A 12,052-nucleotide genomic window follows, 5' to 3' on the forward strand; every position below is an offset into this window, starting at 1 on the left:
ATAAAATACCGCGTCTCGGTGTACGCATGCAGCAGAACGCGCGCAGTGTGCAGTACACTAGCGTCATGCTGCTCGTGGATGCCAGTGTCTATATTTTCCGGGCCTTCCACTCGCTGCCCTCGAGTTTGACCGGGCGCGATGAGCAGCCGCTGAATGCGGTCTACGGTTATACGACGTTTCTCGTTCAGCTTCTCGAAGCCGACCACGATCAACAGGTCGCCGCCGCGTTTGACGAATCGCTGACGAGTTCGTTTCGCAACGAATTCTATGCCGATTACAAGGCCAACCGCGAGCTGCCGCCGGCCGCACTCGAAGCCCAGATCGGCGCGTGTCGCGAGATGACCGAAGCGCTGGGCGTGGCCACCCTGTCGAGCCCGATCTATGAAGCCGACGACCTGATCGGCACACTGGCGGCGGCCAGTGATACGCCCGTCAAGATCGTCACCTCCGACAAGGATCTGGCCCAGGTCATGGGCCCAGGCGACATTCTCTGGGACTACGCGCGTGAAACGCGCTACGACTGTGCCGCGATCGAAGCCAAATTCGGCGTGCCGCCGGCGCGTATCGCCGACTATCTGGCGCTGGTGGGCGATCATGTCGACAACATTCCCGGCGTGCCGGGTATCGGCGCTAAGACAGCGGCCGCGCTGTTGCAGCGCTTCGACGGAATCGAAGCGCTGCTGGACGATCTCGAGGGCGTGGCCGGCAGCGGCCTGCGCGGCGCAAAATCGCTGGCGACAAAAATCGAAACCCATGCCGAGCAAATACGGTTGTCGTATCGGCTGGCGACGATCGTCACCGATATTGCGCTCGATACCGAGCAGCGCGATATTCGCCGGCAACACCCGGATCGCGAAGCACTGGCGTCGATCTGCGATCGGCTTGGCGTGGGCGATCGGCTGCGCAAACGCCTGGGTGCCCCCATCTCGTGATCGATTGGGCGGCGATCGATTCGGCCATCGCGATAGCGCGGGGCGCGCCCTTTGCGGGCGAGCGCCGTACGCGTCTGGGCGGTGGCTCGATTAATACCGCTTATCGAATCGAGAGCGCCGAGCAGTCGTACTTCGTCAAGCTCAACCGTGCAGACCGAGCGGTGATGTTTGCGGCCGAAGCCGCCGGGCTGGCCGAATTGGGCCAGGCGGTGGGACTGCGTATACCGCATGTCATCACGCAGGGTTCGACCGAGGCGCACGCCTATCTCGTGCTCGAGTACATTGCACTCGAAGCACTGACCCCTGCAGCGATGACGCGTCTCGGTGAAGGGTTGGTCGACATGCACGGTATCGTCGCCACGCGCTATGGATTCGAGCGCGACAATACGATCGGATCGAGCGCCCAGCCGAATGCCTGGCACGCCCAGTGGCTGGAATTCTGGCGCGAGAATCGTATGGCGGTCATGCTCGACGCGCTCGCGCCCCATCATCGCGGTCTGGCGCGCGACGGCGATGCGTTGCTGGCGGTGCTCGACACGCTACTGGATAGACATCGCCCCGAGCCCTCGCTGGTACATGGCGATCTGTGGGGCGGCAATGTCGGCATGGACGAACACGGCGTGCCGGTGCTGTTCGACCCGGCCGTCTACTACGGCGATCGTGAGACCGATCTGGCTATGGCTGAACTTTTCGGCGGTTTCTCACCGTTGTTCTTCGAGGCGTACTGGGGCGCCTGGCCGATGAGCGACGGTTATCGTCATGTCCGGCGTCCGCTCTACCAGCTATATCATCTGCTCAACCATGCGCGTCTGTTCGGCGGCCATTACGTGGCCGAGAGCCGGCGTGTGATGCAGCAGCTGCTCGCCCGGGTGTGAGCGGTCGGGCTGCGCTGTTGCGGCCTGAACGCATGCGTACAATGACGCGTATCGTTTTCGACTTACTGCAACGCCAGCGTACGCGCCCATGTCCGATATTCCGGTACTCGATACCCGCCCGCCTGCCGGCCTGACGCCGGGTTCGGTTGGCGCGAACAAACTCGCCAAGCGTCTCAAGCGCCTGACCGGCCAGGCCGTGACCGATTACGACATGATCCGCGACGGCGATCGCATCATGGTGTGTCTGTCCGGCGGCAAGGACAGCTACACCATGCTGGAGATGCTGCGCTATCTGCAGGAGGTCGCCCCGGTGCGCTTCGAACTGCGCGCGGTCAATCTCGACCAGAAGCAGCCCGGTTTTCCTGAGCATATCCTGCCGGCCTATCTGGACGGGCTCGGTGTGGATTACGAAATCATCGAGCGCGATACTTATAGTGTCGTCACCGAAAAGGTGCCGGAAGGCGCGACCATGTGCGGTCTGTGCTCGCGGCTGCGTCGCGGCATTCTCTACCGCTACGCAAAGGAAAACGGCTTCAACCGGATCGCGCTGGGCCATCATCGCGACGATATCGTCGAAACAATGTTTTTGAACATGTTTCATGGCGCGCGCATGGCCGCCATGCCGCCCAAGCTGCGATCCGACGACGGCGAGAATGTCGTTATTCGCCCGTTGGCTTATTGCAGCGAACGCGATATCGAAAAATACGCGCGTCTGAACCAGTACCCCATCATTCCCTGCAATCTGTGCGGCTCGCAGGCGAATCTGCAGCGTCAGAACATCAAGGCCATGCTGGCCGACTGGGAGCGCATCGACCCAGGGCGTAGCGAACGTATATTCCGATCGATGACGCGGATCGCACCCTCGCAAATGGCCGACCGCGACCTGTTCGATTTCGCTGCGCTGGATTGATCTGGGACAACATCCCTACCCTGTCAATTCGGTATCAAGGCGTTGAAAAAGGCACAGTGTTTGCCTGTGCTCAATACACGATTTTATTGAAAATCGTTCCTATTTACCGCATACTTTGTACGCAGTGAACAGTTGTGCACTGCAATGTAATCACCGCAATTCGTGAGGCGAACAGGCGATGTCCGCAGAAAGGAAATATCCCGCCAATCCCCATTTGGAAGACAAGTTCAACTGGGTTGAATTCATCCCGTTCGCGCTTCTGCATGTGGCGCTCATCGGTATCTGGTGGACCGGCTTCACCGCGACCTCGATTGCCCTGTGTGTCGGGCTTTACGTAGCGCGCGTATTCGCCATCACGGCGGGCTACCACCGCTATTTCTCGCACCGTGGTTACAAGACCAGCCGTGCGTTCCAGTTCGTGCTGGCCTTTGTCGGTTCGGCGGCGTTGCAGCGCGGCCCGCTCTGGTGGGCGGCCAAGCATCGCGAGCATCATCGCGATTCAGACATGCCGGCCGACTCGCATTCGCCGCGCCAGTACGGCTTTTTCGATGCCCATGTGGGCTGGGTATATCGCGAGGCCCGCTCGCACGCCGACCTGGATCTGATCAAGGACTTCTCCAAGTACCCGGAGATCCGCTGGATCGAGCGTCACCAGTTCCTGCCTGCGCTGATCGTGGCCGGGCTGTGCTTCGCCGTGGGCGGCTGGGCTGGCTTGGTGTCGGGCTTCGTGCTGTCGACCGTGCTCGTCTATCACGCCACCTTCACGATCAACTCGCTCAACCACGTGATCGGCAAGCAGCGCTATCTCACCGGCGACGATTCCCGCAACAACTGGTTCCTGGCGCTGCTGACCATGGGTGAAGGCTGGCACAACAACCATCACTATTATCCGGCCGCTGCCCGCAACGGCTTCTTCTGGTGGGAAATCGATACGACCTATTATCTGTTGCTCGGGTTGGAAAAGGTCGGCTTGGTATGGGACCTGCGTCAGCCACCCAAGACGATTCTCGCGAACGAGAAGGCGCCGACCCAGAAGATCATCGACAAATGTGCGGTCTATATCGCCGAAGGCTTCTCTCCGGATCGCATCAGCCGCAACATCCGGGCGCGTTGGGAAGGCAGTCATATTCTCGATGACCTACGTGCCCATGCGCGCGACAAGTGGGATTCGGCCGAAGCCTATCTGGCGGAAATCGAACTGCCGGAACTCCCCAGCGTCGAGCAGCTCAAAGCCCGTGCCTATGCGAAGTTCAAGGTTCGCCACGAAGGCCTCGACCGTGCCATTGAGCGTGCGCACGAAATGCTGCGCAGCTCGGTGTCGCACCGCCTGATCGAGCAAGCCCGTTCGGAGCCGAAGTCGGCTTAGTGGGCTAACGCTTATCAGTCTGAAAAAGCCCGTCGTTAGGACGGGCTTTTTTATGGGCGTGTTTTCAGCAATCTTGTTGCTGTTAAAGCCGTGCCGCGCTATCGAAACGTGGCGTAGCCGCGGTGTCGAGCGCGGCGTCTCGCAGCAGCGTCAAACCCAGGTGCTGCGTGGCGAAGGAAATGATGGGCGAGCAATGCAAATCGCGCGCGGTGGCATTCGCTGACGCTAGTCGAGCTTGTCGCGGTCGGCGGCCTGTTCCTTGTCGGCAGGCGGATCCTCTTCTTCGTATTTGTCCAGATGGCCGCCACAGAATTTGCAGTAGTGCGCATCAATCTCGTGGCCGCTGCGTTCGCAATGCGGGCACTGGCGCAGTTGCCGTTCGTTGGAGATCTCGTTGGTCAGTTCGGCGGTGATGATGCCGCCGGTAACGGCCAGCAACGCGTAGCCAAGCATGATGGCAATGCCGGCAATGGCCTGGCCGGCCGGTGTCGCCGGGGCGATATCGCCGTAACCGACGGTCGTGATCGTGACCACCGCCCAATACATGCTGCGAGGGATGCTGGTGAAGCCGTGGGTCGGACCTTCGACGACATACATCAGCGCGCCGAGGATGACCGTGACCAGCGCGAGCACACCCAGAAAAATCTGCATTTTGCGCTGGGCATGACGCAGTGACCGGGTGAGTACATTCGCATCGTTGGCATAACGCACGAGTTTGAGCACGCGAAAGATACGCATGACACGCAGCGCGCGTACGGCCACGAAATAATGCGCGGAAGGCAGTATCAGTGCCAGATACAACGGCAGCACCGACAACAAATCGATAATGCCGTAGAAACTGCGGATATACGCCCAGCGTCTGCGCGCGGCATAGATTCGCACTGCGTATTCGATGCTGAACAAGATGGTGAACAGCCATTCCAGTGCGTGTAATACCGGCCCGAACCGGGATTCGATCGCTGCGACCGATACCAGCATCAGATTGACCACACTCGCCACGATAACTACGAGGAGCGCAATGTCGAACGCGCGCCCCGGGCGTGTGTCGGTGCCGAATATGATCTCGCGCAGACGTGTGCGCAGATTCGCCGTGGACGATTCGCTCATGCCTGGACAACCGCCGGATGCCGGCTCAATAGGTCTGAGTGACCAGGCGACGCGACTGCCAGTAATGGCTGCGCCAGTAGATGTTGTCCAGTCGCGACATGGTCACGCCCTGGCTGGTCGATGCGTGCATGAAGCGTCCGGCGCCAACATAGATGCCGACATGCCGGCTGCTGTAGCCGGTCTTGAAGAACACCAGATCGCCCGGTGAGAGATCGCCGTGCGATATCGGCTGGCCCAGCTGAGCCTGTGCGCTGGTGGTGCGCGGCAGGTTCAGTGATTCCAGCTCGCTCATCGTACGGGCGACAAAGGCAGAACAGTCGATACCGTTGCGATCGATGCCGCCATAGCGATAGGGCACGCCGCGCCATTGATGGTAGTAGTCGTAAAGGGCATCGACCATCGCACCATGATCGGCATGGCGGCTCGTACTCACGCCCGAATACGGGGACTGGGCAGGGTAGTTCGGCTGGCTCGCGCAACCGCCGAGCACGACCGCCGTGACCAGCATCAGTGCCAGCGGCCATGGCCGGGATAGGTGCACCTGCCTACGCCATTGCGACATAATCGCCTGCGCCATTTCTTTGTGCCTATGTTTGCCCGTGTTCATCGATTCCCTTATCGGCGCGCCGGCCGGCCCTCTTAAGATAGACATATGAACCGTAAGCGCGAAAAAGGCGGCACGAAAAGTGCGCCGCAGACGGTTGCGGCCGTCGATCTGGGGTCGAACAGTTTCCATATGATCGTGGTCCGCGACGATGGCGGCAAGCTGCATGTGGTCGATCGGCTCAAGGAATCGGTGTGTCTGGCGGGCGGTCTGTCCGCCGATCGCCAGCTTGACGGCGCGGCCGCGGACCGTGCGCTGGCGTGTCTCGAACGCTTTGGGCAGCGCCTGCAGGGGCTGGCGCCGGGCCATGTGCGCGCTGTCGGTACGAATACACTACGCCGCGCGCGCAATGCCGATGCGTTTCTGGCCGAAGCCAGCGCCGCGCTTGGCCATCCTGTGGAAGTGATTTATGGCGCTGAAGAAGCGCGCTTGATCTATGGCGGCGTCATTCAGGATCTCGGTAACGATCATCCCCGCCGGCTGGTGATCGATATCGGCGGCGGCTCGACCGAGCTGATCGTCGGTGAGTTGGCACGCCCGGAACTCGTGGAAAGTCTGTCCCTGGGCGCGGTTGTGCAGATGCAGCGTTTCTTTGCCAACGGCAAGATCACGCGTAAGGCCTGGCAGGCGGCGGTGACCGATGCACGCTTGACCGTCGAGCCCGTTGCGCGTGCCTATCGCCAGGCCGGCTGGGATCTGGCAATCGGCGCCTCAGGCAGCGTGAAATCGATTTTGCGTGCTGCCGGCGCGAAGAAGACCGACGAAACCATCACGCCGGCCGACCTCAAGTCCCTGGCACGCGCGCTACTCAAGGCCGGCAAGGTAGACAAGCTGGACCTGCCCGGGGTATCCGACGAGCGGCGCGCGATTTTCCCGGGTGGCCTGGCGGTGTTGACCGGTTTGTTCGAAAGCCTGGGGATCGAGGCGATGCGCGTGTCGGACAAGGCGCTGCGCGAAGGCGTGGTGGCCGATCTGCTCGGACGTCTGCACGACCACGATGCGCGCGAGGACGGCGTGCTTGCGGCGAGTCGGCGTTACGATGTCGATCGCGGTCAGGCCGAGCGTGTCGCCGACACCGCGATCGATCTGCTCGGCGACTATGACGACGAGCGCGCGACGGGTATGGCGTCTCGGCTGCTGCGCTGGGCCGCGCTGCTGCACGAAATTGGCTTGGCGATTTCACACAAGGGCTATCACAAGCACGGCGAATATATTCTGCGCAACGCCGACCTGGAAGGGTTTTCGCGTAGCGACCAGGCCGTTCTGGCCACGCTCGTGCGTTTGCACCGTGGCCGTTTTCGCTCCGATCTGATCGATGCTTTGCCCGAAGATTGGCGCGGGCTGACTTACCGCTTGGCTTTGGTGTTGCGCCTGGCCGTGATTCTGCACCGGGGCCGTGATCCACAGATCGCGCCGCCGGCCTGGCTGGAGGTGGCGCAGGGCGAAATAAGCCTGTATTGCGACGCTGACTGGCTGGAAGAACGGCCGCTTACTCAGGCCGATCTGGCCCGGGAGGCAGAGTTGCTTGCGCGAGCGGATATTAAGCTGAAAACCTTGCCCGAGGCATAGCGCTCGGCCGGGTACGCGCTACGAGCGCAGTACCCTGTGCATGCGGGCGTTGGCCAGCGCCACGCCGCGCACGGTTCGTGACTGGCGCTCGACGACTTGGAATCCGTAGCGGCTGAAAAACGCTTCGGCGGTCAGGCTGACGTCTGCGCTGAGCTCACCCAGCTGCCAATGCCGGGCCTGGGTCTCGATCGCGGCCATCAACGCGTGGCCGATGCCTTGGCGCGGGTGATCGCCGCAGACGAAGAAATGGTCGATATAACCGTTGCGCTGGAGGTCGGCATAGCCGACCGGCCGGCCGTAGCGCACGGCCACGAACGGCTGCAGCACACGGATGTGCTCGCGCCAGGCGTTCTCGTCCAGCGTACGCGGCGCCCACGCCTCGATCTGGCGCGGCGTATAGTCGCGCCGCGCGATCTGGTGGACGGCCGAATGAAAGATCTCGAACAGCGCGGGCTCGTCGCCTTCACGAAAGCGACGAACGCGGATCGGGTCTGTCATCGGCCGGCCGCGGTATGGCGAGTCAGTTGGCGTTGTATTCGCGGGTGGCCGCGAAGGTGATCTCCGGCCAGCGTTCCTCGGTCAGCTGCAGTTTGACCCGCGTAGGGGCTAGATACACCAGCGCGCCGCCATGATCCTCGGCCACGCCGTCGTCCATACGATCGCGAAAGCGCCGGATCTCGCGCTCCTCGCCGTAAATCCAGCGCGCGGTATGCACGTTGATGGGTTCGAATGTTGCCTTTACCCCGTATTCGTTCTTGAGCCGCTCGGCGACCACGTCGAACTGCAACACGCCAACGGCGCCCAGGATTACGTCATTGTTGTTGATGGGGCGAAACACCTGGGTGGCGCCTTCTTCACAGAGCTGGTCGAGGCCTTTGTGCAGGGCTTTCGCCTTGAGCGGGTCGCGCAGGACCACGCGCTGGAACAGTTCCGGCGCAAAGTTCGGAATGCCGGTGAACTGCAGATCCTCGCCCTGGGAGAAGCAGTCGCCGATGGCGATGGTGCCGTGGTTGTGGATGCCGATGATATCGCCGGGCCAGGCGGTTTCCGCGGCCTCGCGGCGATTGGCCATGAATGTGATGGCGTCATTGACGCGGATCTCCTTGCCGGCGCGCAGGTGCTGCATCTTCATGCCTTTTTCGTAGTGGCCCGAGCACACCCGCATGAAGGCGATACGGTCGCGATGCTGCGGGTCCATGTTCGCCTGGATCTTGAACACGAAGCCCGAAAGCGGCTCCTCGTTGGGTACCACTTCGCGGCTGGTGGTTGAGCGCGGGATCGGCGCCGGGGCCCATTCGACAAACGCATCGAGCAGCGGGCGAATGCCGAAATTGTTCACCGCCGAACCGAAGAACACCGGCGTGAGCTCACCGGCGAGATACATATCCAGATCGAAGCCGTCACCGGCTTCGCGCACCAGTTCGATCTCTTCGAGCAGGTCGTCGTAGAAGATGCCGGCGATTTCCTTGAGGCGCGGGTCGTCCAGGCCATCGAGGGTGACGGTCTTGCCGCCGGCCTCGTTGTCCGAACCCTCGTAGAGATGCACCTTGTCTTCAAGCAGGTGATATACGCCCTTGAACTGGCTGCCCATGCCAATTGGCCAGGTGATCGGCGCACAGCTGATGCCCAGCACCTCTTCGACCTCGTCGAGCACTTCCAGCGGTGGCCGGCCTTCGCGATCCATCTTGTTGATGAAGGTAAAGATCGGCGTGGTGCGCAGTCGGCAGACCTCCATGAGCTTGATCGTGCGCGGCTCGACGCCCTTGGCGATGTCGATGACCATGAGCGCGCTGTCCACGGCCGTGAGCGTGCGGTAGGTGTCTTCCGAGAAGTCCTCATGGCCCGGCGTATCGAGCAGATTGACGATGCGCTCGTTATAGGGGAACTGCATCACCGAGGTGGTTACGGAGATGCCGCGCGACTGTTCCATGGCCATCCAGTCCGAGGTGGCATGGCGCGATGCCTTGCGCCCTTTCACGGTGCCGGCAAGCTGGATCGCGCCGCCGAACAGCAGCAGTTTTTCGGTGAGCGTGGTCTTGCCCGCGTCGGGGTGCGAGATGATGGCAAAAGTCCGACGCTTGGTCGCTTCGCGCGCTGTCGGTGTCTTGTCGAGGGCGGGTGACGCGCTCATCGATGGCTCCCGGTCGCTATAAAAGGCTGTATAAGCTGATAAAAGTATGTGTATAGTGCAGCGCTATTCATAGTGCTAAGAAATGCAATTATGAATGGCGATGCGCGTTGCCTATAATTCGTCTCGAAGCCGGCGGGGCGCAATACCTCGCCGCTCTTCGCAGAAACGGTGTTCCCCCTTCACCGGTTTTGCGCCAAAGCAACGTTCATCCTACCCGAGCGATAACGTTGCGATGGTGGCGCCGCTTCCCCCTGAGCGGCGTCGCTTTTCAAGGCCCGGATCGGCTGCCCTCCCGATTCGGGCCTTTCTTTTTGGGCCCTGTCTATGGATGTCGCGCAGCGCTTGTCGCTGCTGTCGATCGCTCGCTGCGGATACGCAACAGCACCGTGACGATATACAGGCCCAGAAATACAGCGAACATCAGTTCCTTGACTTCGCCGCCTTCGATATCAAAAGGGAAGGGGACGTCGTCCATGGCGGACTCGAATATTTTTTCGGGAATCGAAGCGAGCGGGGCGATCAGGCCGATCGCGACACAGTCGAAGCCCGGCATCACCCAGTAGCCGAACGTGCCCCGGGCATAAAAGCGGCCGCGCAGACGCCTTATGATCGGTAGAATGCTGCCGCCGACCAGCATGGCCACGGCCAGCAGATTGCGCGGCAGTTGATCGAGCAATGAGCCGGCGAGCGAGTTGGAGTTGTGGAAATTAGTCTCGCCTTGATTGTTCAACGCTCGCCATTGTTCCGGCGTGGCCCAGCCAAACCAGTGCTGGCCCCAACTTGCCTCCTCGCCGCCAAAATACAGGCAGCCCAGGCTGAACAGCGCGAAAAAACAGGTCAGTGCGCGGTCGCCGCGGCGAAACGCCCAGGTCGTAGCGATCACCCCCCCCCACGAATGCCAGCGCCAGTACGCCGATCGTGCCGATCTCGGTCAGTCCCGATTCGTGGCGCAGCCACACGTCATACACCGGATCGCTCAAAACGGCGCGGGCCAGATAATGGCCGAGATATATCGCCAGCGGTATGCCCAGCCAGGCCCAGCGCGGCAAGACGGTATCGTTCGAATGGGTGGTCATGACAATGGTATCGGTTTGCAGGGCCGCCGGGCGGTCCGGAATCAACGAACGGCGAACGGCTCGGGGGCAGTGTCCGACGATTCAATGTATTGGGTGTCGACGTGCTCGACCTTCGCTGACGGCGGGCCGTCCTGCAGCCAGTCGGCCAGCGCATTGAGCTTTTCGCCGCTTCCTGCCGCCTGTACTTCGACTCGTCCATCGGACAGGTTGCGAACCCAGCCAGCCAGGCCGAGCTCGTTGGCGCGTGTACGTGTGGCGTCTCTGAATCCCACGCCCTGTACGCGGCCGCTTACAAGGAATTGACGAGTGTTCTTCATGGCAATGTCCGTAATGCGTCATTATAGAGGTTCAATATCTATTTGGCGCGCTTCGAACCATGTTCAACCGCATTCGCCGGCGCGTGCGTCGTTTGATCGAACCGAACGCCGTTGCCGCCGCACCACGCGATACAACCGTACAGCTGCGTCTGCCCAGCCCTTATGGCGGTGCGCCCTGGCTGACCGCGACGGTCGCGATCAGCAGTACGCCCCGAGGGCAGGGAGAGATGCTGCGTCTGCGCGCGCATGTCGATGGCGCGATGCGGCTGCCGCCGCCGGGGGCTGAGCGCGAGCGTCTCGCGCTGGATGCCGGCAGCAGACAGGGGCTGATCCGGCATGGGCGCAACGCAGCCGCCGTGGTTGCCCGCAACGTCATCGAACGTTTGCCGGCTCAGCCGTTGGAACAGTTGGCTGCTCGACGCTGGCGGACCTGGCTGGACGTGCAGTTGAGTACGGCGCCGCTGGATGGCGGGGCGCAGGCGCTGATGCCGGAACCGCTGCGCGGCATTTACGGCGACGGGTTGCCGCGTAGTGCAACCGGAGAGCCACGCATCGGCGTATGGTCCGGGCCGGCCGGGGGAAGCGCGGGCGGTATCGCCCAATTGGCGCTATTGCAACTTGACGAGCGGGATCTGGGGCGCAGCCGTCGCCCGGGTGAACGTTCGGCGTTCAATCTCAATGCCAGCGTCGCCCAGGTGGTCGAGCCTCTCAAAGGTGATGATCAGAGCGACTGAGCGCTGTCGACCAATTGACTCGCGCGCGGTTTTACAAGAGCATATCGCTGCGCTGTGCTCCAAGACGCAGGCTGTTTTCGGGAGATTTCGATGATTCAAAGTTGGCGTAAGGCCCTGGCGGCCTTGATTTGTTGCGCCTTCGTGTATGGCCCTGCGTTCGCCCAGGCCGAAGGTGGCGACGCTGCGGCTGGCAAGGAACGCTTCTACACCTGCGTGGGCTGTCACGGTATTCCCGAATACAGCAACGCCTACCCGACCTATCATGTGCCGAAGTTGGCCGGTCAGCATGCAACGTATGTCGAGTCTGCGCTCAAGGCCTATCGCAGTGGCGATCGCAAGCATTCCACCATGCATGCACAGGCGTCGAGCCTGAGTGATCAGGACATCAAGGACATTGCGGCGTATCTGTCGCAGATGAAGCCGTAATGGCG

The 12,052-nt window shown here is 61.7% G+C and carries 13 protein-coding genes; 7 read left to right on the forward strand and 6 right to left on the reverse strand.

Features of this window, described 5'->3' with window-relative positions:
- Positions 1-26: 26 nt before the first annotated feature.
- The 4 genes from SSPSH_RS03070 to SSPSH_RS03085 all read left to right on the forward strand — a co-directional run bounded on the left by SSPSH_RS03070 (position 27) and on the right by SSPSH_RS03085 (position 4,083).
- Positions 27-932: a 5'-3' exonuclease gene (locus tag SSPSH_RS03070; protein WP_006914079.1), complete on the forward strand. Its 906-nt coding sequence runs from the start codon at positions 27-29 to the stop codon at positions 930-932.
- Positions 929-1,807, forward strand: coding sequence for a fructosamine kinase family protein (locus tag SSPSH_RS03075; protein ID WP_006914078.1), 879 nt, complete (start codon positions 929-931; stop codon positions 1,805-1,807). The genes SSPSH_RS03070 and SSPSH_RS03075 overlap by 4 nt, the downstream gene beginning before the upstream one ends.
- Positions 1,808-1,895: 88 nt before the next feature.
- Complete coding sequence (gene ttcA, locus SSPSH_RS03080; protein WP_006914077.1) at positions 1,896-2,717, forward strand: tRNA 2-thiocytidine(32) synthetase TtcA; 822 nt, start codon at positions 1,896-1,898, stop codon at positions 2,715-2,717.
- Positions 2,718-2,895: 178 nt separating this feature from the next.
- Positions 2,896-4,083: an acyl-CoA desaturase gene (locus SSPSH_RS03085; protein WP_021031349.1), complete on the forward strand. Its 1,188-nt coding sequence runs from the start codon at positions 2,896-2,898 to the stop codon at positions 4,081-4,083.
- 225 nt (positions 4,084-4,308) lie between these two features.
- Here SSPSH_RS03085 and SSPSH_RS03090 read toward each other — a convergent pair whose 3' ends face one another.
- Positions 4,309-5,190, reverse strand: a complete 882-nt coding sequence (locus SSPSH_RS03090) for an ion transporter (protein ID WP_006914074.1) — start codon at positions 5,188-5,190, stop codon at positions 4,309-4,311.
- Between the two features lie 25 nt (positions 5,191-5,215).
- On the reverse strand, positions 5,216-5,767 hold the full coding sequence (locus tag SSPSH_RS03095) for an NlpC/P60 family protein (protein ID WP_338055875.1): 552 nt from the start codon (positions 5,765-5,767) through the stop codon (positions 5,216-5,218).
- A gap of 75 nt (positions 5,768-5,842) precedes the next feature.
- On the opposite strand from SSPSH_RS03095, the gene SSPSH_RS03100 reads away from it, so the two are divergent.
- Entirely contained in the window at positions 5,843-7,363 is a 1,521-nt protein-coding gene (locus tag SSPSH_RS03100) for a Ppx/GppA phosphatase family protein (protein WP_006914072.1), read from the forward strand.
- Positions 7,364-7,381: 18 nt separating this feature from the next.
- Here SSPSH_RS03100 and SSPSH_RS03105 read toward each other — a convergent pair whose 3' ends face one another.
- The 4 genes from SSPSH_RS03105 to SSPSH_RS03125 all read right to left on the reverse strand — a co-directional run bounded on the left by SSPSH_RS03105 (position 7,382) and on the right by SSPSH_RS03125 (position 10,887).
- Complete coding sequence (locus SSPSH_RS03105; RefSeq protein WP_006914071.1) at positions 7,382-7,861, reverse strand: GNAT family N-acetyltransferase; 480 nt, start codon at positions 7,859-7,861, stop codon at positions 7,382-7,384.
- Between the two features lie 22 nt (positions 7,862-7,883).
- Positions 7,884-9,494, reverse strand: coding sequence for a peptide chain release factor 3 (locus SSPSH_RS03110; RefSeq protein WP_006914070.1), 1,611 nt, complete (start codon positions 9,492-9,494; stop codon positions 7,884-7,886).
- A gap of 322 nt (positions 9,495-9,816) precedes the next feature.
- The gene (locus tag SSPSH_RS18665) at positions 9,817-10,377 is read right to left on the reverse strand and encodes a hypothetical protein (RefSeq protein ID WP_021031350.1); all 561 of its coding nucleotides are present in this window, start codon (positions 10,375-10,377) and stop codon (positions 9,817-9,819) included.
- A gap of 234 nt (positions 10,378-10,611) precedes the next feature.
- Positions 10,612-10,887 (reverse strand): acylphosphatase, encoded by a 276-nt coding sequence (locus SSPSH_RS03125; protein ID WP_006914067.1) that lies wholly within the window; start codon positions 10,885-10,887, stop codon positions 10,612-10,614.
- Between the two features lie 59 nt (positions 10,888-10,946).
- Between SSPSH_RS03125 and SSPSH_RS03130 the strand changes: the two genes are divergently transcribed.
- Positions 10,947-11,621, forward strand: a complete 675-nt coding sequence (locus tag SSPSH_RS03130) for a hypothetical protein (RefSeq protein WP_006914066.1) — start codon at positions 10,947-10,949, stop codon at positions 11,619-11,621.
- Between the two features lie 90 nt (positions 11,622-11,711).
- The gene (locus SSPSH_RS17705; RefSeq protein WP_006914065.1) at positions 11,712-12,047 is read left to right on the forward strand and encodes a c-type cytochrome; all 336 of its coding nucleotides are present in this window, start codon (positions 11,712-11,714) and stop codon (positions 12,045-12,047) included.
- Positions 12,048-12,052 lie beyond the last annotated feature (5 nt).

The organism is Salinisphaera shabanensis E1L3A, from assembly GCF_000215955.2.
In the GTDB taxonomy this organism is placed as follows: Bacteria; Pseudomonadota; Gammaproteobacteria; order Nevskiales; family Salinisphaeraceae; genus Salinisphaera; species Salinisphaera shabanensis.

Bases quoted from the DNA above. Each gene is read 5' to 3' on its own strand.
- SSPSH_RS03130 (WP_006914066.1), top strand. From the start codon at position 10,947: ATGTTCAACCGCATTCGCCGGCGCGTGCGTCGTTTGATCGAACCGAAC.
- SSPSH_RS03105 (WP_006914071.1), bottom strand. From the start codon at position 7,861: ATGACAGACCCGATCCGCGTTCGTCGCTTTCGTGAAGGCGACGAGCCC.
- SSPSH_RS03125 (WP_006914067.1), bottom strand. From the start codon at position 10,887: ATGAAGAACACTCGTCAATTCCTTGTAAGCGGCCGCGTACAGGGCGTG.
- SSPSH_RS03110 (WP_006914070.1), bottom strand. From the start codon at position 9,494: ATGAGCGCGTCACCCGCCCTCGACAAGACACCGACAGCGCGCGAAGCG.
- SSPSH_RS03085 (WP_021031349.1), top strand. From the start codon at position 2,896: ATGTCCGCAGAAAGGAAATATCCCGCCAATCCCCATTTGGAAGACAAG.
- SSPSH_RS17705 (WP_006914065.1), top strand. From the start codon at position 11,712: ATGATTCAAAGTTGGCGTAAGGCCCTGGCGGCCTTGATTTGTTGCGCC.
- SSPSH_RS03100 (WP_006914072.1), top strand. From the start codon at position 5,843: ATGAACCGTAAGCGCGAAAAAGGCGGCACGAAAAGTGCGCCGCAGACG.
- ttcA (WP_006914077.1), top strand. From the start codon at position 1,896: ATGTCCGATATTCCGGTACTCGATACCCGCCCGCCTGCCGGCCTGACG.
- SSPSH_RS03070 (WP_006914079.1), top strand. From the start codon at position 27: ATGCAGCAGAACGCGCGCAGTGTGCAGTACACTAGCGTCATGCTGCTC.
- SSPSH_RS03090 (WP_006914074.1), bottom strand. From the start codon at position 5,190: ATGAGCGAATCGTCCACGGCGAATCTGCGCACACGTCTGCGCGAGATC.
- SSPSH_RS03095 (WP_338055875.1), bottom strand. From the start codon at position 5,767: ATGGCGCAGGCGATTATGTCGCAATGGCGTAGGCAGGTGCACCTATCC.